Here is a 21,449-nt window from a genome sequence, read left to right as displayed (position 1 = left end):
CGGAACGAAAACAGCCGACAATCGTGACCATGCCGGCGTCGGCATTCGCGGTGATTCAATCCTGGCAATCGTTCTCGACGGGTCGACCTCAGGGGCGGCGAGCGGGCTGTTTGCGCGAGAGATCGCGCAGCGGCTGGTCGATTGGTTCGTGACGACAACCGCCAATATCTCGGCCGCGACTATTACGGAGAAGCTTCGCGCCATTCACGCGGCCCTCGCAGGGGACTTTCGAAAGGACTCGGCAACCTATGCTCTGCTTTTTGCAGACGCCGCACGGCAGGCAATAGCGTTGCATGCGGGTGATTGCCTCCTCGCCCGTCGCGACGTTGATGGGCAGATATCGTGGCTTATGCAGCCACATACGCTTGCAAACGCGCTATGCGCTTTCCCGCATGCCATTCTCGCCAAACTTGACTCGAGACATGCTCTCACGCGTAGCTTCCGATCAACGAACTTCATGGCTCCCGATGTGACATTGGTCGAACTGCAGGATCAGCTGCTGCTTATCGGGACGGACGGTTTCTGGGCGGACCTCGACCCGGCCGCGCAGAGTGCTTTCGCCGACGGGCGCTTTCCTGCCAGCGAAGCCGAGCGTGATGATTGCGGCCTTCTCTCGATTTCTCGAGCCGACAGGGCGTCGGTGGAAATTTTCGGTACCCACGCGGCGGCGAGCATCTACGTCAGGAGGGCGTGAAAGCCATCAGCTTAGATCCTTTCAACAGCGTGAGACGCAGAATGACGGGGTCGCAGGTTCTCATCCCTTCAAGAGCAAACAAGAACTCTCGTTGCCAGTTGAGTCCCGCGGGCTGCAGCCTATTTTTGACGTTGTGCAAGCTATGATCTGAACTACGCAACATGGCAACGCTAAAAGACTTTGACGGCTTACATTGGCCGCGACGCGATTTTGCCATGCTGCCGCAATACAAGCGCCACAGCTCCCATAACCGTGTCGTCGTTACCAAGAAATCTGGCGACGACGAAGCGCGGGATCGGCAATCCTGATACATTCTCGGGCTGTGGGAGCATGTATCTACGAAGGCTTCTTTCCAGCGGTTCCAGAAAGTTTTTGCCGATGGCCGCCAGCTTTCCGGCGATCACAAAAAGAGGGGGGTTCAATATCGTGCCGATAATCCCCATTCCCCATCCGGCCTTTTCGGCGGCGTCTTCGATCAGTCTGCGGTAGACCATTTGTCCTTCCGCTGCACGTTCGACAAACTGGTCGATTGTCACCGGTTCTCCGATGATGTCTTGAGCCAGACGGATCAGGTAGTCGCCGGCGACATGGCCCTTCAGGCAGCCGCGGTTGCCACAGCGACAGTGAGGCCCCTGTGGATCCAGAACGATGTGACCGAACTCCGCCGCACTGCCATTGACCCCTCGCACAACGGCATTGTCACGAACGATCGCACCGCCGACACCAAGATCAAATTTGCAGAGCACGAAGTCCGCTTCCCCGATCGCGGCGCCCCAGGTCATTTCCGCAAGGGCGCCACAATGACTTTCGTTCTCGGCATGCAGCGGGCAATCCAAGCGGCTGGCAAAAATCTCAGCAATATCGACCCCCGCCCACGATGGAAGGACGTCGCTGTTGAGCACCTTGCCATCAAAACTCAGCGGCGCGGAAATCGCAATTCCAACGCCGAGAAGTTTCTCTTGGCTAATCCCAATGGTCCTACATTGAGCATCGAGGCTCCGACGGACCGTGTCGGCTGCATCTTGCGGCGTATAGTCCCGGGAAAGATGAATTTGGACATCGGACAAAACTGTGTGCGTCATATCGCATATGACAATTCGAATTTCTCCGAGACCTAGGAGAACGCCCGCGCACCGTCCCATGTCGGGATTCAAGGAAAGCAGCTGTGACGGCCGGCCAAAGCCATTTGTCCTGCCATCCACATCGATGACGATACGCGCCTCCCGAAGATCTCCCAATATCGTTGATACGGTCGAGCGCCCGAGCCCTGTGGCTTTCGAGAGCTGCGCCGCCGTCGCGGCACCCGACGCCGCCAGCCCTCGCACCAGGCGCCCGGCAGGCAAGTCCTCGTCCAAAAAGAGTTTGTTGATTTCTTGCATGACACGTCCTCTCCAGCGAAGAAGTGGCGGCAGACGGAACTCATGTCAATTTATTTCAAAAATTTGCTTTCTCCCAGTGACAAACCGTGAGTAAAGCAGTTTTCAGAAATATGTTAGGGGGATTATTGCCTAAAATTCGCGAACTAAATTCAATTCTGATAAAAGGCGTTGACACCGACTGGCGGATTTGATTGTTTCACCTGCGCGGTAGAGGACCGCATCAGGGAGGTTGCAATGTTGAATGGGTACAATTTTGTACTGTCAAAGTGCATAAGGACCGTCGGTATCGCCGCGATCGCTACCGCTGCCATCGCGGTCAATAGCAGTCACGCCGAGGACCTGACGCTGTGGACGCTGAATTTCGACAACAACGCCGCCAACGTCGCCCTGAAGAAGGTTGCGACGGATTTCGAGGCCGCCAATCCGGGTACCCATGTCGAAATCGTCCAGCGCGGCATCGATGAGCACAAGACGGCGCTGCGTGTCGCTGCCGGCTCCAGCAAGGGTCCGGACATCTATTTCAGCTGGGCCGGTCTCGGTCTCGGCGGTGAATATGTCAAAGCCGGCCTCTCACTGCCGCTGGACAAATACTACACCCAGTACAAATGGTCCGATGAGCTGCTGCCGTCGGCTGCTGCTTTCGCCGACCTCTATCCGGGCGGCAAGCACGGTGTTCCCTTCACCTTCAAGGGCGAGGCTGTCTACTATAACAAGAAGCTGTTCCGCCAGGCTGGCATTACCGATGAGCCCAGGACCTATGAAGACTTCCTGGCCGATGCTGCCAAGTTGAAGGCCGCCGGTATTCCAGCCTTTACCTTCGGCGGCTCGGTCAACTGGCACGTCATGCGCCTTATGGATGTGCTGCTGGAGACCAAGTGCGGCGCCGACAAGCACGACGCGCTGATGCAGATGAAGGTGGACTGGACGAAAGAAAGCTGTGCGACCGACGCCTTTACCGAATTCGCGAAATGGACGAAGGACTATACGCTGCAGCCCTTCATGGGCATCGACAACAAGCAGTCCTATAGCCTGTTTACGGCCGGCCGTGCGGCGATGATGCTGGAAGGCGACTGGCTGGTCAGCCAGCTCGAAGGCACCGGCGCCAATCTCGACGACTACGGCATGTTCCCGTTCCCAACGAACACCGATCGCCTCTACGGTTTCGCCGAATATAACTACATCAGCACGAAGAGTAAGAACCCGGACCTGGCGGCGAAGTTCCTGGATTACTTCCTGTCAACCAAGGTCCAGCAGGATACGCTCGGCCAGTTCAGCTCGACCTCGATCAACAAGAACGTGCACTACGAAAACCAGAAGCCGCTCGAAGCCAAGTGGCTCGATGTCTTCAACAAGTACAGCAAGGTCTACATGAACGGCGACCAGGCATTTCCGCTTGATGTGACCACGGAATATTTCCGCGTGATCAACGATGTCGCCGCCGGAAATATCCAGCCCGCGGATGCAGCAAAGCAGCTGCAGACCTTCATCGCCGGGCGAACCTGAACCCCTCCCGGGACGTCGGCCGGCCGGGCAAGACCGGTCGGCTGGCCGCATTTCATAGATCCGAAATCCGGTCTCCTCTGGAGGAGAGAGCATGTCGTTTCGCACCCAGGCGCGTGATCCCCGCATTCAGGCATTGATATTGCTTGTCCCCGCCCTCGGCATCTATGCGATTTTCGCCCTTTATCCGATGCTGAACGTGATCGTGCTGAGCTTCCAGAAATGGAACGGGCTCGATCCGCAGCGGCCCTTCGTGGGCCTGGCGAATTATCAGGCGATCTTTACCCGGGATCCTGTCTTCTGGGTCGCGTTTCGAAATACCGTCATCTGGACCATCATGAGCCTGGTATTCCCGCCGCTCGTTGGTCTCCTCCTGGCATTGAGCCTCAACCAGAAGCTCTTCGGCCGCAACACGTTTCGCGCCATCTTCTATCTGCCGGTCATTATCGCGCCGATTGCGGTCGCGACCATGTGGAAGTGGATGTATGACCCGTTTTTCGGGCTTTTCAGCCAGCTGCTGACCTACTGGGGTCTGCAGACATGGATCAAGGACTGGCTGGGCGACCAGAAGATCGCGCTCTATTCCGTCTTCATCGCCTATCTCTGGCAGTCGGTCGGCTTTTCCATGGTGCTGTTTCTGGCGGGGCTGCAGAACGTCTCGCAAACCCTGGTCGAAGCCGCGCGCATCGATGGCGCCGGGCGATGGGCGGTCTTCAGGCATGTCACGCTTCCGGCGCTGCGCACCACGATCACGATCGTTCTTGTTCTTTCGATCATTTCCTCGCTGAAGGCCTTCGATATCGTCTATGGCCTCACCGGCGGAGGGCCTGCGCAGTCGACGCAGATGCTGGCGCTCTGGGCATTCACCCAGGCGATGCAGATCTTCGATTTCGGCAGAGGGGCTGCAATCTCCGTCGTGCTGCTTTTGATCACCATGGCGATCGTCGTTCCCTATCTGCGCTGGACGCAGAAACATGAGGAGATCGAGCAGTGACCGTCACGCCTGCCGAACCCATCGCCGTCGCCTTCGATGCGGGCGCTTCCAACAAGGTAAGCCGCGATCCCATTCTCGTCGGATTGTGGATTGCGCTCCTGGTTGTCGCCCTGATCTGGGTGGCGCCCTTCGTCTTCATCATCTTCACATCCCTGAAGACCAAAGCGGAGGTGACAAGCACCGGCGCCTTCATGCCGCCCGTGCATTTAGCTTTTGACAACTACAGCAGCGCATGGAACCGCGGAAACTTCGCGACGGCTTTCCTCAACAGCGTCGTCATCACCGTCATCAAGGTCCCGCTCGGCCTGGGCCTCTCGGCGATGGCGGCATACGCGCTCGCCAAGATCAAGCTGCCGTTCAGCAAGCTGCTTCTGCTGCTCGTGGTCTTCGGCACGATGATCCCCTTCCAGGTGATGCTGGCGCCGATCTTCACGCTGGTGAATTCCCTCGGCCTGATCGACACCTATCCCGGCGTCATCCTGCCCTATATCGCCTTCGGCGTGCCCTATCAGGTCTTCATCCTGCACGGCTTCTTCCGCGGCATTCCAAAAGAGCTTTCCGAGGCGGCGCTGATCGATGGCGCTAGCCATTTCACTATCTTCCGCCGCATCTTCCTGCCGGTCTGCCTGCCGGTTCTTGCCGCACTCCTCATTCTCGATTTCGTCTCGACATGGAATGAATTCGCCATGGCGCTGGTGCTATTGCAGGACCAGCATATGTGGACGTTGCCGCTCGGGCTCATGTCTTTCCAGGGCCAGTTTTCCAGCGATTACGGCCAGCTGAATGCGGCGATCGTCATGACCGTGCTGCCGGCCACCATCGTCTATCTCATTTTCCAGCGCTACTTCGTCTCCGGCCTGACCTCAGGCGCGGTGAAGGGGTGACGGGCGCAAAACCGCAATCTTCAGAGGAGAATATCATGTCCAATGCGATCGTCGAAAAATGGGGTGTCTTCGAGGCGGCCTTCAACGGCCCGTCCGCCGGCAATCCCTATCTCGACGTGGCATTCGATGCCATTTTCAGCCAGAATAGCCGCGAGATCCGGGTGCCGGGCTTCTATGACGGCGACGGCGTCTATCGCATCCGTTTCATGCCAGACAACGAAGGCGAGTGGTCTTTCAAGACGCGTTCGAAGACGACCGAGCTTAACGACAAGACCGGAGCCTTAACGGCGACGGCGCCGTCGAAAAACAATCACGGTCTGGTCCGCGTCCGCAACAAGTTCCATTTCGCTTATGCTGACGGCACGCCGTTCCTCTCCTTCGGCACCACCTGCTATGCCTGGACGCACCAGCCGCTGGAGATGCAGGCCCAGACGCTCGAGACCCTGAGCAAGGCTCGCTTCAACAAGATCAGAATGGGCGTTTTCCCGAAAGATTACCCCTACAATCACAACGAGCCGCTTTACCCATCGTTCAAAATGGGCGCCGACGGGAAGCAGGATCTCGATCGCCCCAATCCGGCGATGTTCCGTCATTTCGAAAAGCAGGTGGCGGCGCTTTGCGACCTCGGTATCGAGGCCGACATCATCATGTTCCATCCCTACGACCGCTGGGGCTATGCCGATATGTCTGCCGAGCAGGATTTTCGGTATGTCGCCTATCTCGCGGCACGCCTTTCAGCCTATCGCAATGTCTGGTGGGCGCTCGCCAACGAATATGACTTCCTGCTCGACACTAAGCCGGTCGAACAATGGGACCGCTATTTCCACATCCTTGAGGAAAACGATCCCTACCAGCATCTGCGGTCGATCCATAACGGTGATCAGACGATGAACTTCGATCATCGCAAGCCCTGGGTCACTCATACCTGCATTCAGAATCCGGACGTGAAGCGGACGCAGGAATGGCGTGAGGCCTATGGAAAGCCGGTCGTCAACGACGAGCCCGAATATGAAGGCAATATCATCCAGTCCTGGGGCAATCTGACGGCGCAGGAACTTGTCCATCGCTTCTGGCTGACCATGACCCGCGGCGGATATGCTGGCCATGGCGAGACCTATGCCCACCCCGAGGATTTGATCTGGTGGGCAAAAGGTGGGACACTGCGCGGCGAGGCCTGGAAACGCATAGGCTTCATGCGCGACCTCCTGGAACAAGACGTGAAGAATGGGCTCGAGCCGCTAGGCAAGATCGGCGATTTCCCATGGACGCGCGTATCAGGCGCCGGTGACGGCGATTTTCGCCTGATCTATTTTGGCGAACATCAGCCCGTCGTCTGGTCAACCGGTCTGCCGATGGACAGCGATGACTATGCGGTCGATATCATCGACACCTGGGACATGACGGTGACACCGGCAAGGAAGGTGAAGGCGCCTGTTACGCATCCCACGCGCCACGGCGCCATCGTCCGCGGCGGCAAGCCGGATGCGGCCTTTGGCGTTGAAATGCCGGGCAAGCCTTATCTTGCGCTCCGCGTCCGCAAGAATTGACGACAGGGTGGGAGGAGGAAGTCCAATGTCCGCAGTAACCATCAGCAACGTCAAGAAAGCCTACGGCGCAGCTCAGATCATTCATGGTGTCGATGTCGATATCGAGGACGGCGAGTTCGTTATTCTCGTCGGCCCATCCGGCTGCGGGAAATCGACCCTGCTGCGCATGATCGCGGGCCTGGAGGATATATCCGGAGGCGAGATCAGCATTGGCGGCCGCGTCGTCAACACGCTGCAGCCGAAGGATCGCGACATCGCGATGGTCTTCCAGAACTATGCGCTCTATCCGCAGATGACGGTCGCACAGAACATGGGCTTTGCGCTGGAGCTCGCCGGTGCAAAGCGCGCCGAGATCGACCGCAAGGTGGGAGAGGCGGCCCAGATCCTCGGCCTGCAGCCATTGCTCGGTCGCAAGCCGGCACAACTCTCCGGTGGGCAGAGGCAGCGTGTCGCAATGGGGCGCGCGATCGTGCGCGACCCCAAGGTTTTCCTCTTCGACGAGCCGCTTTCGAACCTTGATGCCAAGCTGCGTGTCAAGATGCGCGCGGAGATCAAGGCCCTACATCAGCGACTGAAGACCACCATCGTTTACGTCACCCATGACCAGATCGAAGCTATGACCATGGCCGACAAAATCGTGGTCCTGCAGGGCGGTAAAGTTGAGCAGATCGGCACGCCGCTCGAGCTATACGATCGGCCACAGAATATTTTCGTAGCAGGGTTCTTGGGGTCGCCCGCGATGAATTTCCTGGAAGGCCGGATGGAGCCGGGCGCACAGCCGGCCCTTCTCTTGAGTGACGGAACCAGGATTGCGTTGGCGAAGGCACCGAGGGCAGGAAGCGGAGCTGGCGTGACGATGGGAATCCGGCCAGAGGATATCACGGTCGGCGACGACGGGGTTGCCGCGACGGTGACGGTGGTCGAGCCGACGGGATCCGAGACCCATGTGGCGGTGACGGTGGCCGGCCGGGAGCTGACCTGGGTCGCCCGCCAGCGCGTTGAGCTGATTCCGGGCCAACAGGTCGGGCTGTCGTTCAAGTCGCCGAGCGTTCACTTCTTCGACACATCGAGCGGACGCCGATTCGAGGCATGAAATCTTCTTTCACCTGATAACACCGGTTATTCTCCAAACCCCTTTCGTTCATGTGCAGGATCGCTGAAGCCGCTTCAAGAGTTGGATCAAGCCAGTCCGCGGTAGCCTACGACGGAGGTGATCGCACGGCGGCATGCTGGTGTAAATGAATCGCTTAAGGGTGGTTTTGGAGCATTGCGAGCGCCCGAAGACAGCGAAGAAATCTTTGGCCTCAAATCCGTTCCGATTTAGCCGGGCGGCTGGCGGCGACGTCATTAACGCTCACGTTGCAGACGCGTTTCTTCCGTTATCAATCCGAAGCGACATAAACGGTACTGCACCTGACCACCGGTGAAAACACTGCGCAACCGGGGCGGCGCCAATGGTTTGTTCCGCAAACGAAAGCGTCTATTGGATGCATGTTCAGCGTCATGCGTTTGACCTGTCTGTCGGTTCGATGGCAAGCTTTTCAGGCATGATGCTGGCCATGCTGTATGAGCGCGACGTGCCGACATTTTTCGCGCCGCTGCTTGTGCTCCTGCTTGGCGGTATCGTTGGAGCCGTTTCCGGGCTCCTGGTAACGAGATTGCGCATCCCGTCTTTTCTCGTCACCCTTGGAATGCTGTCGATCTTCTCAGGGCTTGCGCTAACGGTGACCGACACGCGGCCGGTCCCGATTCTCGATGACGACTTTTCGGCTATCTTCTGGAACGGTTCGATTTTCGGAATCCAAGCGCCAATTCTCTGGACGCTGGATCTGGCCGCCGCAGGATATTATCTTTTGCACCAGATGGCTTTTGGCAGGTGGGTCTTCGCGACAGGGGGCAATCCGGTCGCAGCGCAATTTTCCGGCGTGCGAACGAATGCAGGCAATCAATCGTGTGTGACATGCTAACGAAGGCGACCGGCTCTGTGACGATCGTAGAGAAGTCGGAACAAACCCTTCAATTCAGGCTCGTTGACCTTGATCGCAGCCTCGAAGCAAGAACACCAGATGATCTCTCGCTGTCCGCGTTCCTTATAGGCCGCGACTGTAAATTCCACCCGCAGGAGATGCACTTGGACCATGCAAGGGACCCTTTCGCCATCGGGTAAATATTTTAGATATGTGAAGTGGCCGAACACTTTCTTCGAGATTTTCCCGCTGACGCCCGCCTCTTCCAATGCCTCCTGCTTGGCGGCTTCGTGTGGCGCCTTGCCGCCCATAGGCCAGCCCTTCGGAATCGCCCAACGGTGAGATTTCCGTGTCGTGATCAAGAGGATCTCAACTTCGTTGGTCGCCATGTTGACACGATAACAGAGGGCGCCAACCTGTTGCCGCAGCGCATCCGGGACGTATATTCCTGTTCGTGCTATCTCGGCTAGAAGGGGCCGGGTCCTGGGCAGTTTTGCCTCCATCGAATCGACGACATGAAAGTGTCACGATAAATCAATTCGGGCCGCCATAAATGGCCATTTTGAGGTCCCGTTTGTTGAATTCCGTTTTGATTTGGCCCTTCTTTCTGTCTGACGGTGACCCTGGTTGGCAGGTGTAAGACCATAAAATATTTAGTTATTCTGAACCAACTGCGGGCCATCGCGAAACGGCAATTGGGGTTAATCTGGAACGGAATTCAACAGCCATGATCGAGACGGCGCATGCCGTTGAGCGCGGGACTCCAAAACAAGGCATCAACGGGGTTGATGCCGCTGAAATTCAAGGCCGCGCCGACTTAGGTAGCTGACCGTCCGCAACTCGTTCAATCGCTCAAACAGCCGCTTACATATGATTTTAATACTGGCACATCAGTAGAATCAGATCACCAATCGAAATGGCAGCACGATCATCGATCCTAAACGACGGGTGTTATTTTGCCGGATCTGGCCTTTGGTTTCATCGAGGGATCGACTGAGGGTGCGTCGCTGGACCGAGCGATCAGCTCAGCGCCAACAAGGACTTTGACAGGCGGCTGTCGATCGGAGGATTTGATAATGTCGTCGAGAACAGCCACCGCGAGATTGCCGATCTTGCGCTTGGACACTTCGATCGTTGTCAGTGATGGCTCCATCGCGGAACTTTGCGGCAGATTGTCGAACCCGATGATCGAAACATCCTGCGGAATGCGTATGTTGAACTCTCTGAGGGCGCGGATGACACCATAGGCAATGACGTCATTGGTGCAGAAATAACAGGGCGCAAGATCGATGCCGGATCGCAGCAATTCAATCATATCGCTGTAGGCGCCGTCATAGGTCGATTCGATGGATAGGACGTCATCGTCGCGCGACTTCAGGCCGAGGCGCGTCATGTTCTTGAAGAATGCGTCACGGCGTAGCTTGAAATTGGTCGTTTCGACATAGCTCGCAATGAAGCCGATGCGCTCGAAGCCTGCCCCCCGAAATCGCGACAGGACCTTGTGGACCGCATCCTCGTTGTTCATGTCCACGAAATTGGCATCGACCACGTCGTAGAACGTATCGATAAACACCGTGGGAAGTCCGTTTGCCTGGATCAGCCGGATATCCTGCTCGGAGAGCTCAGTGCCGAGCGCAATGACGCCGCTGATCGGTGCGCCCGCCAGCGATTCCGCAATCATGCTGATAGGTTGCCCTTCGAAGCTCACGACTTCCAGCTTGTATTTGCGCTTGCTCGCTTCGGCCGACATGCCGTCGATATAGTCGGAGATGAAAACGCTGTGATCGCGATTAACGGTATGTCCGTGCTTGGCGATCTTGAGAAACCGCAGCGTCTCGACCGTTTCGGCGACATTTTTCGAGACTCGGGGCACGTATTCGAGCCGCGCCACTGCCTCAAGAACCCGGGCGCGGGTTTCTGTTGAAATCTCACCCTTACCATTCAACACGAGCGAGACGGTTGCCGGTGAGACGCCTGCCTCGACTGCAATATCCCGGACCGTGAACTTTTTCTTCATTGCTCAAATGCCTTCTGCCGCTTTGAGGGACGGCGACCCCGTTTAGTAAACGATTTTGATTAACGTGACACGGGTAGGCCAAAAAAAGCAACCTTGCAACGCCAAACGGCACGGAAGCCGTCTTGACAGGCCTAAATACTTGCCGCATTTATTTAGTGAATAGACGTTTTGTTTACTAAACGTAGTGAGGAGGAGGCCATGCAAAGAACGGGCGCACAGCTTGCGATGCTGCTCGCGATCAATGGGGCTCTGCTCGTTCTGGGGGCAGCGATATCGGACGGTTCGTTCCTGTCGCCCTTCAATCTTCAGTCCATGGCAAGTCAGATTCCTGAACTCGGTCTCCTGGCAATTGGGGTCATGCTGGCCATGTGCGCCGGCAATGGCGGCATCGACCTGTCGGGCATTGCGCTTGCCAACCTCTCCGGCGTCCTTTCGGCGGTCGTCGTCTCCTCGATACTGTCGGCCACCGGCAACGAGGCCACCTTCAGCCTGGCCTTTATCGTCGTCGCCCTTCTCTGCGGTTTTACCGGAGGCGTCATCAACGGGCTGCTGATCTCGAAGCTCGACATTACGCCGATCCTGTGCACGCTCGGCACCCAGATGGCATTCACCGGCCTGGCGGTGGTTCTTTCGGGCGGCAAGGCCGTCGCCGTCGGCAGCCCTGCGCTGCTGTCGAGACTTGGCAACGACATGATCGCCGGCATACCGATCAGCTTTGTGGTCTTCATCCTCGTCGCCGCCCTAATCGCCGCCGCCTTGAAATTCACGCCCTATGGGCTGTGGCTGATGTTGATGGGAACCAACCAGAAGGCAGCCGTCTACGCCGGTTTCCCCAAGGCAGGCGTGCTGATCGCCACCTATGCGTTGAGCGGCACCTTGTCAGGCCTTGCCGGCATCATCATCGCGGCGCGTAACGTCAACGTAAAATATGATTACGGCAGCTCCTATCTGCTGATCGCGATCCTGATCGCGGTCATGGCCGGTGTTCGCCCGGAGGGCGGTTACGGACGCGTCGTCTGCGTCGTGCTCAGCGCCATCGCCCTGCAGCTGATGTCGAGCCTTTTGAATTTCGGTGGCCTGTCGAATTTTGTGCGGGACCTCGCCTGGGGCGCCCTGCTGCTCACCTTCCTGGCGATCGGCCGGTACAACCTGACAGGCCTTATCACCCCGCTGAAACGCCAGGTCCACACCAATTCAGGTGCCAATCCCTCGAGCACCGGAACATGACGACTGAGGGAAAATTTCTGAGGAGGAATTACATGACAAGCCACAGCAAAAAGCTTCTTGCCGGTTCGGCAATCGTTGCGGCACTCATCGCTGGTTACGCCGGCGTATCGGCCGCACAGGACAAGCCGGTCATCGCAACCGTGGTCAAGATCAGCGGCATTCCGTGGTTCGACCGCATGAACACCGGCGTTGAGGCTTTCCAGAAGGCCAACGCCGACGTTGTCGCAACCCAGAGCGGACCGGCTACATCCGATGCTGCCCAGCAACTTCAGATCATCCAGGATTTGACGGCCAAGGGCGTAAATGCACTGGCTGTTGTTCCGATGGATCCTTCGGTGATCGAGGGGGCACTCAAGCGTGCCATGGATCGCGGCATCGTGGTCGTCACCCACGAGGCGGATAACGAGAAGAATACCAATGTCGATGTCGAAGCCTTCGACAATGCCGACTACGGCACGGCACTCAACGAGCGCCTTGCCCAGTGCATGGGCGGCAAGGGTAAATGGACGACCTTCGTCGGTTCAGTCGGAAGCCGTACGCACATGCAGTGGGTTGGAGCGGGCGAAGCGAATGCCAAGAAGTACCCGGGCATGGAGCTCGTCGATCCAAACAACGAATCTTTTGACGATGCCAACGGTACCTATGAAAAGGCCAAGGAAATCCTGCGCAAGCACCCCGACATCAAGGGCTTCCAGACGTCTGCCGGCAACGACGTCCTCGGCGTTGGTCGAGCGATCGACGAAGCCGGCCTGAGCGGCAAGGTGTGCTTGGTCGGTACCGGTCTTCCCAACCCGTCGGCCGACCTTCTGGAATCCGGCGCGATCACAGCGATCGGCTTCTGGGATCCGCAGAAGGCCGGCATGGCGATGAATTCGCTTGCCAAGCTGCTCCTCGAAAAGAAGCCGATCACCGACGGCATGGACCTCGGTGTCGAGGGCTATAACAAGGTTTCGGTCAAGAAGGGCCCTGGCACCGGCCTGCTCGTTGTCGGCAATGGCCTGGTCCTTGCCGACAAGGCCAACTACAAGGAACACCTCTTCTAGACATTCTCCCAGGATCGGCCGGACGTTGCCTTGGCAGCTCCGGCCGCGACTGCCGTGCTCATATGCATGGTGATGTTGGAAGGACCTGACTGATATGATAGACAATTCGAATACCGGTGCCGGCGGGCGCCGTTTTCTGGAACTGCGCAACATCCACAAACGCTTCGGCGGCGTTCATGCCTTGCGGGGCATCGACCTGACGCTTGATCTGGGCGAGGCCTATCATCTCCTGGGAGAGAATGGCTGTGGCAAGAGCACGGTGATCAAGATCATGTCCGGCGCGCATGCGCCGAGCGAAGGCGAGATCGTGCTCGACGGGCAGACCCGTGAATCGCTGACGCCGATCCAGTCGCTGGCGGCCGGCATCGAGACGGTCTACCAGGACCTTTCCCTGATTCCCAATTTCACAGTCGCCGAAAACGTGGCGCTGAACGAACAGCTCGTCAGCGCCGGCGGCAGGCTTGCCCGCCTGTTCGATCGGAACCGGTTGCGGCAGACGGCCGAGAAAGCACTCGCCACCGTCGGCCTGCCATCTGACGGCGCCTTTCTCAACACCGTCGTGTCCGATCTGCCCCTTGCCGCGCGCCAGCTTGTGGCGATCGCGCGCGCCATTGCCACCCGCGCCAAGCTCGTCATCATGGACGAACCGACGACATCGCTCACCCGGCGCGAGGTCGACAATCTGATCCGTGTCGTGGAGCGCCTTCGCGCCGAAAACGTCGCGGTCCTTTTCGTTACCCATAAGCTCGACGAATGCTATCGGATCGGCGGACAGGCCGTCGTCTTCCGCGATGGCCAATGCGTCGCACAGGGTCCGATCGAACGATACAGCAAGAGGCAATTGGCCGAGCTGATGACCGGCCGCTCCATCGAAGCCGAGCGCTACCGCAAGGCTAAGCCGGCGAACGAGGAACTCTACAAGGTCGACCGGCTGGTTGCGCAGAATGTCGACGGCATCAGCCTGACGCTTCACAAGGGCGAAATTCTCGGCATCACAGGCCTTGCCGATTCCGGCCGCAACGAGCTTGCCATGGCGATGACAGGGATACGGACGGCGACATCGGGAACGATGACGCTGGCCGGCAGGCCGCTGTCGGTCCGCCAGCCGAGCGACGCAATCCACGAAGGCATCGGCTATGTCCCTGAAGACCGTCTCGCCGAAGGCCTCTTCCTCGACAAGTCGATCCTGGAAAACGAGATCGCCCTCGTGCTGCGCAAGCTGAGCAACGTATTCGGTGTTGTCGACAAGCAGAAAGGCCGTCGCCTCGCTGAAAAGCTCTCCGAGGACATGCGCCTCAATACCAAGGATCTCGATCTTCCCGTCGGCGCCTTGTCGGGTGGCAACCAGCAGCGGGTGCTCATCGGCCGCTGGCTGAGCATCACGCCGAAGCTTCTCGTGCTGCATGGGCCGACCGTCGGCGTCGATGTCGGCTCCAAGGACACGATCTATCGCGCTATCCAGCAACTCGCACAAGATGGCATGGGCCTGATCATCGTCAGCGACGACCTGCCGGAACTCCTGCAAAACGCCGACCGCATTTTGGTGATGAATCACGGTCGCGTGGTGGCCATCTTCGATGCCGAAACGGCGAGCGAAGAAGACCTCTACAAGGCGATGCTGGCATCCAATATGGAGACCGTTCAATGACTGCTTCACGGATCGAGGCGCTCCAGGAGAGCTCCGCTCGGACCCGATCCTTCAGCTTCGGGGACCTGATACACCGACGGCCGGAAACCATCACCTTCATTCTGCTCGTGGCGATCTGCGTCACTGTTGCGGTGATCAATCCAGACTTCCTGCAGCCCTCGACACTGGTCGATATCGGCCGCGCCAGCGTCGTCATGGGCTTGTTCGCGCTCGGCGTCTTTATCATTCTGGCCTCGGGCGGGATCGATGTGTCCTTTACCGCGATCGCTGCCTTCACCATGTATTCGATGACGCTTCTGGTGCAGAAGCAGCTGCCGGGTATCCCGATCCCGCTGATCATCGTCATGGCGATCCTCGGCGGCGCGGTCCTCGGCATCATCAACGGCCTGCTCGTCCATCATCTGAACGTGGCATCGCTGATCGTCACCATCGGCACGCAATATCTCTTCCGCGGCATCCTGCTGTCCTTCATCGGCACGGTCTGGATCATGTCGCTGCCGCCGCAGATGGGTGCATTCGGCAGGTTGCCGCTCTTCCAGTTCGAGGCGACCAATGGCGCCACCATCACCTTGCCCTTCTACTTCCTCGTGCTGCCGATCGCCGCCGTCCTGACGTGGTTCATCCTCAACCGCACCCTGATGGGACGCGCCATTTTCGCAGTCGGCGGCAATGCCATGATCGCAAGCCGCCTCGGCTACAACCTCAGGACTATCCATATCTTCCTGTTCGGCTATGCCGGTGCGCTCGCCGGCCTTGCCGGCATCATCCATGTCTGCGCCAACCGGCAGGCCAATCCTTTCGACCTTGTCGGCACGGAAGTCGACGTGATTGCAGCAGTCGTGCTCGGCGGCGCGAGGATCACCGGCGGAACGGGTACGGTCCTCGGCACGATCCTCGGCGTTCTGCTGATCGTCGTTATCAACAGCGTTCTCGTGATGGTCGGTATCCCGAGCACCTGGCAGCGCCTCGTCGTCGGCATTTTCATTCTGCTTGCCGCCGCGTTTTTCGTCACAAGACAACGCAAACGGTAAGTCTCGATCAAAGAGGGAATCATGAAGAAGTTTTTGAACGATCCGGTCAATTTCGTCGACGAGATGCTGGACGGTATCTACAGAGCTCATCCCGATGTCACCTATGTCGCCGATGACAAGCGCTGCCTTGTGACCTCGAAACCGAAGCCCGGAAAGGTCGGCATTGCCACGGGCGGAGGCTCCGGCCATCTTCCCTTGTTTCTCGGATATGTCGGCGACGGCATGCTGGATGGAGCAGCTGTCGGCGGCGTCTTCCAATCTCCGAGCGCCGAACAGATTCTCCAGGTCACCAAGGCAATCGATCAAGGGGCCGGCGTTCTCTACATCTATGGCAACTACAGCGGCGACATCATCAATTTCGACATGGCTGCCGAACTGGCCGATCTCGAGGATATCGCGGTCAAGCAGGTTATCGGCAATGACGACGTTGCCTCTTCTGTGGTTGGCGAGGAGCATAAGCGCCGAGGGGTCGCCGGTATTTTCTTCGTCTATAAGGCCGCCGGCGCCGCTGCTGCGACCGGTCTTTCCCTAGATGAGGTCACCCGTATCGCCGACAAGGCGCGGTCGCGCACACGCACCATGGGCGTTGCTCTTTCAAGCTGCGTCGTTCCCGAGATTGGCCACGCGACTTTCTCCATTGGCGAAGATGAGATGGAAATCGGCATGGGTATTCACGGCGAACCCGGCATCAGTCGCAAGAAGCTCGCGCCTGCTGACGACGTGATCGACGAAATGATCGAACGCATTTTCGCGGAGCAGGATTACAAGCCCGGCGACCAGGTGGCCGTTCTCGTCAACGGCCTTGGCGGAACGCCGATGGAAGAACTCTATATTCTTTTCCGACGTGTGTCGCAGTTGCTGGAGGAGCGCGGGGTGGCGGCAAAGCACGTCTGGATCGGGGAATTCGCGACATCGATGGAAATGGCCGGGGCATCCGTGTCGATTCTGCATCTCGATGCCGAGCTTGAACCGTTGATCGGTGCTGCCGCCAATACGCCCTTCTTCAAACATTACGGAGCTTGAGAAGAGATGGTCATGAACCAGATTTCCTCATCTGACCTCATCCGGCTCTTCGATGACTGGAAAGCGCTGTTTGCAAAAGAGCGCGACTTCCTGATCTCGCTCGACGGGAAGGTTGGCGATAGTGATCTTGGCATCACCATGAGCAAAGCCTTCGCCGCCGCGGCAGAGACAGTTGCTACCGAGGGAGAGGCCTCCGGCATACCCAAGCTCCTGCGCAGCGCAGGAGCGATCATGGCAAGAACGGCCCCATCGACGATGGGAACGCTGACCGCCACCGGTTTCCTGCGCGCCGGCAAGGCGCTCGATGGCACAGACAGCATCTCCACCGCGGAAATCGCGACATTTTGGCGGGCATACCGGGATGGTATCGCCGAACGCGGCAAGGCGAAGGTCGGTGACAAGACGTTGCTCGACGTGCTCGATCCGGTTGCGCGCGCCCTCGAAGAGGCAAATGCCGCCGGCAAGCTGCTTGGCGAGGCACTATCGGCGGCAGTGGTTGCTGCCGAGGCAGGGTTGGAGAGCACCAAGGCCATGGTCGCACAGCATGGCAAGGCGGCTGCTTTTCAGGAGAGGACCGTGGGTCTGCAGGATGCCGGCGCTACCGTTGGCGTGCTGCTGATCAGCGCCATGGCGAAATTCGTCAACGGCTAGGAACTGGCGGCGAATGTTGCCGAGCAATGTCGCTGAGATTGGAGGACGGATATGCCGACGCTGGCCCTTTTGCACACTGTGGCAACTCTGCCCGCAGTCTTTCAGCCCTTGGTGAGGCAGGCCCTGCCGGGGTGGTCGTCCTTCAATATTCTCGACGAGAGCCTGCTACAGCACACGATCAGGGATGGAGCTCTCTCCAATCGAACGAAGCAACGGCTTACCCAGTATGTCTTTTCTGCCGCCGATGCCGGAGCCGACGCCGTCGTGGTGACATGTTCGACGCTTGGCAATGCTGTTGACAGGATTTCCCCGATCACCTCGATTCCGCTGTTTCGCATCGACCAGGGAATGGCGAACGAAGCAGTGCGGAAAGCGCAGCGTATCGGCGTGCTCGCGACGCTACCGACGACGTTGGAACCGACGGGCACGATAATCAGAAACGCTGCTCTAGCCGACGGCAAGGATTGCGTTGTTGTGGAGAAGCTCTGTGAAGGTGCTTTCGTCCGGCTCACCGCCGGAGATCCGGCGACCCATGACGCAATGGTCATCGAGGGCTTTAGAGAACTGGCATCGCAGACCGACCTAATCGTTCTTGCCCAGGCATCCATGGCCCAGGCCCTGAAATCGCTCGATCAGAGGCAGGTGCCCTGTCTCACCAGCCCGCAACTCGGGATCGCCCATGTGGCCAAAGAACTTGCGGCGCTTTCCGCCTGACGACGACATCTGCCGGCGGGGCAGATCATAAGACTCATTTGGAGGATTTCGCATGCAGTACAGAACTCTCGGTCGCTCCGGTTTGAAGGTGTCGGCGCTCACGATGGGCACCTTCTCGTTTGGGGGGGAGGGCGACTTCTCCATGGTCGCTCGCCAAGGTGTCAAGGAAGCGCAGCGGCTGGTCGACGTCTGCATTGATGGGGGCATCAACGTCTTTGACACCTCTAATATGTATTCGCTCGGGCGATCGGAAGAGATCCTTGGCGAGGTACTCGATGGTCGCAGGGATCAGGTGTTGATTTCGTCAAAGGCACGCATGCGTATCGGTGGTGGCCCCAATGATGAAGGCGTTTCACGCTACCACCTGATCCGGGAATGCGAGCGGAGCCTGAAGCGACTGAGAACCGACCACATCGATATTTATTTCATGCACGCATGGGATGGGCTGACGCCGCTGGAGGAGACGCTATCGGCGCTCGACACGCTCGTGCGTCAGGGAAAGGTCCGCTATACAGGCTGCTCGAATTACTCGGGCTGGCACATCATGAAAGCCCTCCACGTTGCCGAACTCAGGAATTATCCGCGTTTCGTGACGCAGCAGATCCACTACACGCTCGAGGCCCGCGAAGCCGAATACGAGCTTCTGCCCATCTCGGTCGATCAAGGGCTTGGCGTGATGGTCTGGAGCCCACTTGCGGCCGGTCTGCTATCTGGTGCTTTCGGGCGGGACAGGTCCCCTCAATCATCGCGACAGGCTGCTGGCTGGAGCGAGCCGCCGATCCGCGATCGGGAGCGGCTCTGGGCGATTGTCGACGTATTGGACGCGATCGCCAGGGAACGGGACGCAACCGCCGCCCAAATTGCGCTGGCGTGGACGCTTTCGCGGCCAGCGATCGCTTCACTCGTTGTCGGCGGACTGACCGAGCAGCATTTTAAGGACAATATTGCCGCAACCGAAATTGCCCTGGCGCCGGGAGAACTCGATCGTCTGAACCATGTGAGCCGTCTGGCCTACATCTATCCCTATTGGCATCAGCACAATTTCGCCAGGGAGCGTTTCTCGGATGGCGATTGGGCACTGCATGCCGACTTTGAAAACCTGGGAAAAGTATAGGATGGGACAAGCCCTTGGGGCGGCCAGCTTGGTCTTTTCCCTTGAAGCTCCATCTTCGAGTATGTCGTGAGAGCCCTAACGGAAGCGAGCGAACTTTCGATCATGCATTCGTACCGGGCAGGCCGAAAGCCTGCTGAAAATAGCCGGACGATTCTTCGCCATACACGCGCATATCCGGCGTGACTAAATCGAGTAGCGTCGCCTCCACCACAGTGCCGTTGCGTTCGCCGCTGGTGGCTCGATTTACAGGTCTGGACGTGTGAGCGCCCCGGCTTTTTATTTGGGTACGGACAATCGATAGCGTTGGGCTTGCTTGCGTGGATGGCCTCCGAGGGTGAACCCGCCCGACAGCGGATGTAGAGCCGGAAGCCATCCCCAGTTGCTTACTTCTTCTTGGGCGTCTTTTTCGCCTGAGCGAGATCCGAACCGGCTACCGTCTTTTCGGATGGAGTGGACTTCTTACTGGACAGCTCCTGTGAGGCTTTCGAGGCAGGTTTCTTCCCTGTTGTCATGCAGTGATCCTCCTGTTCCAATCGCACGGACAGGATATTCGCAATCTCTGTTTGAGCAAGAGGGAAGATAATGATTACCGGCAGACGCGTTCCCTGCGAACAACCTTGTGGCCATGGTGCCATCTCGTTATCTTCTTGGTGTAGCAATGGCGGTGGTGGTGGCGCCAATAATCCCGCCGATAGTGATCGCGGTGATCGTAATGGCGACCGTAGTGCCCGTTATCAGTGGTGACGACTACCGAAGCAGCGTTTGAGGGAATCGCTGTGGCTGCGATGGAAGCAAGGGCGAGGGCGGCTGCAAGGATAAACTTCTTCACGGGTTTCCTCCTGTAAGCTTTTGGCTTTCGGTAACGCCGTTGCACGACGTTGGTTCAAAGCTAACGTAAGGGGAATGAACCCAGGGTGAGCGAGGCATTAATGTGAGCTTCATCTCACGTCATGGTCGGCAGGACTTGAACTTCGGCCATAGCGATTTTTGTCTTGAATTTGCTATCTTATTTCCTAAATCGGCAGCGTTTTGCACTTAAGAGGAAAGGAAATAGCGATGACCTACACGAAGTTTGAACGCCCGCTGTTTGTTAAATACCCTCACTATATTCAAGAGCTCGCCAGCTTGGAGGATGTGTTTGATTTTCTCGACGACTGGCCGGCGGATAAGAGAGGCGACGCCTATCAGGTGCTGGTAAAAGCGTGCCGCGTGGCCGCGCAGGGGATCTTTCCCATTCCCGCAATTCGTGAAAATGTGCGACGTTTTCTGATCAAGGAGCGTGTCCTCGCTAATATTGAAGAGGTTCCGCTCCTCATCGCAAAGCGCGGGACCGGCGAAAATGTCGGTTCATAGCGGACGGCCAAGTGGTCTGTTCGCTTGCTTGACGCTGAAAAATGTCAGCCCAGCGTGCGAAATTGGCTGCCGGGCCTTTTCACGCCTAACAGCGGTCTGCCGCTCCGCTGCTAGCGGAGCGCAACCCCTGTCGCGCTAAGTGTGCAAGCCGGAATTTCTACAGGTAATCCACCGATCCCAGATTGAACGTCGTTTCCATGTGCTGCGCTTCGAAATATCTCAAATCTAGGGCGCTCAACTGGGTTGGTGCATTCACTTCGAAGTGTTCGCCTCTGCCCATATTCGCTTTGATAAAGGCCGCAGCGTCCTTGGCGCTGTCCAATGTGCGGTCGCCATCCGAAGCCGTGATGGTCCAATTCGTTCTGATCTCGCTTCTACCAGCCATATACATCTCCTTGATTGTAAAGGTAAGAAGCAAAATCGCTCATTAGGCGCAACATTGTCTCTCAATAAGCGAGAGTTATTCACATTATTCAACCAATCCATGGATGTTGCGTTGCGTCGTTCAACCTGCGAGCGGCCCAAACCGTCAATTACGTGCCGCTGCCACGACCGTAACGATCGGGTTATACCAGCGAGCGCTGTTTCCGACTCTCCGAGGGATTCCAATTTTGCGACGAATCTGAATCGATGGTGCAAACTGGAGGTTTGCGATGGGTTCAG

The 21,449-nt window shown here is 58.0% G+C and carries 21 protein-coding genes; 16 read left to right on the top strand and 5 right to left on the bottom strand.

Annotation, left to right across the window (positions count from 1 at the left end):
- The coding region (locus tag EV561_RS35060) for a protein phosphatase 2C domain-containing protein (protein WP_132528480.1) at positions 1–694 on the top strand (694 nt) is incomplete at its 5' end.
- Positions 695–882: 188 nt separating this feature from the next.
- Here the strand turns inward: EV561_RS35060 and EV561_RS35055 are convergent.
- On the bottom strand, positions 883–2,073 hold the full coding sequence (locus tag EV561_RS35055) for an ROK family protein (RefSeq protein WP_132528479.1): 1,191 nt from the start codon (positions 2,071–2,073) through the stop codon (positions 883–885).
- Positions 2,074–2,307: 234 nt separating this feature from the next.
- Between EV561_RS35055 and EV561_RS35050 the strand changes: the two genes are divergently transcribed.
- The 6 genes from EV561_RS35050 (at position 2,308) to EV561_RS35025 (ending at position 8,965) form a co-directional block, all read left to right on the top strand.
- Positions 2,308–3,576 (top strand): extracellular solute-binding protein, encoded by a 1,269-nt coding sequence (locus tag EV561_RS35050; RefSeq protein ID WP_132528478.1) that lies wholly within the window; start codon positions 2,308–2,310, stop codon positions 3,574–3,576.
- Positions 3,577–3,667: 91 nt separating this feature from the next.
- A complete protein-coding gene (locus EV561_RS35045) occupies positions 3,668–4,567 on the top strand; it encodes a sugar ABC transporter permease (protein WP_132528477.1) in 900 nt (299 codons plus the stop codon).
- A 20-nt stretch (positions 4,568–4,587) separates the two neighbouring features.
- On the top strand, positions 4,588–5,451 hold the full coding sequence (locus tag EV561_RS35040) for a carbohydrate ABC transporter permease (RefSeq protein ID WP_245513230.1): 864 nt from the start codon (positions 4,588–4,590) through the stop codon (positions 5,449–5,451).
- 35 nt (positions 5,452–5,486) lie between these two features.
- Positions 5,487–6,998: a DUF5060 domain-containing protein gene (locus tag EV561_RS35035; RefSeq protein WP_132528475.1), complete on the top strand. Its 1,512-nt coding sequence runs from the start codon at positions 5,487–5,489 to the stop codon at positions 6,996–6,998.
- Between the two features lie 25 nt (positions 6,999–7,023).
- Positions 7,024–8,091: a sn-glycerol-3-phosphate ABC transporter ATP-binding protein UgpC gene (gene ugpC / locus EV561_RS35030; protein WP_132528474.1), complete on the top strand. Its 1,068-nt coding sequence runs from the start codon at positions 7,024–7,026 to the stop codon at positions 8,089–8,091.
- A gap of 361 nt (positions 8,092–8,452) precedes the next feature.
- Complete coding sequence (locus EV561_RS35025; RefSeq protein WP_132528473.1) at positions 8,453–8,965, top strand: ABC transporter permease; 513 nt, start codon at positions 8,453–8,455, stop codon at positions 8,963–8,965.
- On the opposite strand, the gene EV561_RS35020 is transcribed toward EV561_RS35025, so the two are convergent.
- Positions 8,962–9,468: an NUDIX hydrolase gene (locus EV561_RS35020; RefSeq protein ID WP_132528472.1), complete on the bottom strand. Its 507-nt coding sequence runs from the start codon at positions 9,466–9,468 to the stop codon at positions 8,962–8,964. The genes EV561_RS35025 and EV561_RS35020 overlap by 4 nt on opposite strands.
- A gap of 434 nt (positions 9,469–9,902) precedes the next feature.
- Positions 9,903–10,982 (bottom strand): LacI family DNA-binding transcriptional regulator, encoded by a 1,080-nt coding sequence (locus EV561_RS35015; RefSeq protein WP_132528471.1) that lies wholly within the window; start codon positions 10,980–10,982, stop codon positions 9,903–9,905.
- Between the two features lie 198 nt (positions 10,983–11,180).
- Between EV561_RS35015 and EV561_RS35010 the strand changes: the two genes are divergently transcribed.
- From EV561_RS35010 to EV561_RS34975, 8 genes are all read left to right on the top strand, one after another.
- A complete protein-coding gene (locus EV561_RS35010) occupies positions 11,181–12,209 on the top strand; it encodes an ABC transporter permease (protein ID WP_132528470.1) in 1,029 nt (342 codons plus the stop codon).
- Positions 12,210–12,241: 32 nt separating this feature from the next.
- Positions 12,242–13,252 carry a substrate-binding domain-containing protein gene (locus EV561_RS35005; RefSeq protein ID WP_132528469.1) on the top strand — a complete coding sequence of 337 codons (1,011 nt, stop codon included), beginning with the start codon at positions 12,242–12,244 and terminating at the stop codon, positions 13,250–13,252.
- A gap of 94 nt (positions 13,253–13,346) precedes the next feature.
- Complete coding sequence (locus tag EV561_RS35000; RefSeq protein WP_132528468.1) at positions 13,347–14,900, top strand: sugar ABC transporter ATP-binding protein; 1,554 nt, start codon at positions 13,347–13,349, stop codon at positions 14,898–14,900.
- A complete protein-coding gene (locus tag EV561_RS34995) occupies positions 14,897–15,931 on the top strand; it encodes an ABC transporter permease (protein WP_132528467.1) in 1,035 nt (344 codons plus the stop codon). The genes EV561_RS35000 and EV561_RS34995 overlap by 4 nt, the downstream gene beginning before the upstream one ends.
- A 21-nt stretch (positions 15,932–15,952) precedes the next feature.
- Entirely contained in the window at positions 15,953–16,954 is a 1,002-nt protein-coding gene (locus tag EV561_RS34990; RefSeq protein WP_132528466.1) for a dihydroxyacetone kinase subunit DhaK, read from the top strand.
- A gap of 12 nt (positions 16,955–16,966) precedes the next feature.
- Positions 16,967–17,605, top strand: a complete 639-nt coding sequence (locus EV561_RS34985; protein WP_132528465.1) for a dihydroxyacetone kinase subunit L — start codon at positions 16,967–16,969, stop codon at positions 17,603–17,605.
- A 51-nt stretch (positions 17,606–17,656) separates the two neighbouring features.
- On the top strand, positions 17,657–18,319 hold the full coding sequence (locus EV561_RS34980; RefSeq protein ID WP_132528464.1) for an aspartate/glutamate racemase family protein: 663 nt from the start codon (positions 17,657–17,659) through the stop codon (positions 18,317–18,319).
- Between the two features lie 52 nt (positions 18,320–18,371).
- Positions 18,372–19,433 carry an aldo/keto reductase gene (locus tag EV561_RS34975; protein WP_132528463.1) on the top strand — a complete coding sequence of 354 codons (1,062 nt, stop codon included), beginning with the start codon at positions 18,372–18,374 and terminating at the stop codon, positions 19,431–19,433.
- Between the two features lie 586 nt (positions 19,434–20,019).
- Here the strand turns inward: EV561_RS34975 and EV561_RS34965 are convergent.
- Positions 20,020–20,262: a hypothetical protein gene (locus EV561_RS34965; RefSeq protein ID WP_132528461.1), complete on the bottom strand. Its 243-nt coding sequence runs from the start codon at positions 20,260–20,262 to the stop codon at positions 20,020–20,022.
- Between the two features lie 227 nt (positions 20,263–20,489).
- On the opposite strand from EV561_RS34965, the gene EV561_RS34960 reads away from it, so the two are divergent.
- Positions 20,490–20,786 (top strand): DUF982 domain-containing protein, encoded by a 297-nt coding sequence (locus EV561_RS34960; RefSeq protein WP_132528460.1) that lies wholly within the window; start codon positions 20,490–20,492, stop codon positions 20,784–20,786.
- Positions 20,787–20,943: 157 nt separating this feature from the next.
- On the opposite strand, the gene EV561_RS34955 is transcribed toward EV561_RS34960, so the two are convergent.
- A complete protein-coding gene (locus EV561_RS34955) occupies positions 20,944–21,171 on the bottom strand; it encodes a hypothetical protein (RefSeq protein WP_132528459.1) in 228 nt (75 codons plus the stop codon).
- Positions 21,172–21,449: the final 278 nt, after the last annotated feature.

It is taken from the genome of Rhizobium sp. BK376, assembly GCF_004341625.1.
Lineage (GTDB): Bacteria > Pseudomonadota > Alphaproteobacteria > Rhizobiales > Rhizobiaceae > Rhizobium.
This window is presented reverse-complemented; position numbering and strand designations above follow the sequence as displayed.

Excerpts from the sequence above, each read along its gene's own strand:
- EV561_RS35055 (WP_132528479.1), bottom strand. The coding sequence starts at position 2,073 with ATGCAAGAAATCAACAAACTCTTTTTGGACGAGGACTTGCCTGCCGGG.
- EV561_RS35050 (WP_132528478.1), top strand. The coding sequence starts at position 2,308 with ATGTTGAATGGGTACAATTTTGTACTGTCAAAGTGCATAAGGACCGTC.
- EV561_RS35045 (WP_132528477.1), top strand. The coding sequence starts at position 3,668 with ATGTCGTTTCGCACCCAGGCGCGTGATCCCCGCATTCAGGCATTGATA.
- EV561_RS35035 (WP_132528475.1), top strand. The coding sequence starts at position 5,487 with ATGTCCAATGCGATCGTCGAAAAATGGGGTGTCTTCGAGGCGGCCTTC.
- ugpC (WP_132528474.1), top strand. The coding sequence starts at position 7,024 with ATGTCCGCAGTAACCATCAGCAACGTCAAGAAAGCCTACGGCGCAGCT.
- EV561_RS35025 (WP_132528473.1), top strand. The coding sequence starts at position 8,453 with ATGGTTTGTTCCGCAAACGAAAGCGTCTATTGGATGCATGTTCAGCGT.
- EV561_RS35020 (WP_132528472.1), bottom strand. The coding sequence starts at position 9,468 with ATGGAGGCAAAACTGCCCAGGACCCGGCCCCTTCTAGCCGAGATAGCA.
- EV561_RS35015 (WP_132528471.1), bottom strand. The coding sequence starts at position 10,982 with ATGAAGAAAAAGTTCACGGTCCGGGATATTGCAGTCGAGGCAGGCGTC.
- EV561_RS35010 (WP_132528470.1), top strand. The coding sequence starts at position 11,181 with ATGCAAAGAACGGGCGCACAGCTTGCGATGCTGCTCGCGATCAATGGG.
- EV561_RS35005 (WP_132528469.1), top strand. The coding sequence starts at position 12,242 with ATGACAAGCCACAGCAAAAAGCTTCTTGCCGGTTCGGCAATCGTTGCG.
- EV561_RS35000 (WP_132528468.1), top strand. The coding sequence starts at position 13,347 with ATGATAGACAATTCGAATACCGGTGCCGGCGGGCGCCGTTTTCTGGAA.
- EV561_RS34995 (WP_132528467.1), top strand. The coding sequence starts at position 14,897 with ATGACTGCTTCACGGATCGAGGCGCTCCAGGAGAGCTCCGCTCGGACC.
- EV561_RS34990 (WP_132528466.1), top strand. The coding sequence starts at position 15,953 with ATGAAGAAGTTTTTGAACGATCCGGTCAATTTCGTCGACGAGATGCTG.
- EV561_RS34985 (WP_132528465.1), top strand. The coding sequence starts at position 16,967 with ATGAACCAGATTTCCTCATCTGACCTCATCCGGCTCTTCGATGACTGG.
- EV561_RS34980 (WP_132528464.1), top strand. The coding sequence starts at position 17,657 with ATGCCGACGCTGGCCCTTTTGCACACTGTGGCAACTCTGCCCGCAGTC.
- EV561_RS34975 (WP_132528463.1), top strand. The coding sequence starts at position 18,372 with ATGCAGTACAGAACTCTCGGTCGCTCCGGTTTGAAGGTGTCGGCGCTC.
- EV561_RS34960 (WP_132528460.1), top strand. The coding sequence starts at position 20,490 with ATGACCTACACGAAGTTTGAACGCCCGCTGTTTGTTAAATACCCTCAC.
- EV561_RS34955 (WP_132528459.1), bottom strand. The coding sequence starts at position 21,171 with ATGGCTGGTAGAAGCGAGATCAGAACGAATTGGACCATCACGGCTTCG.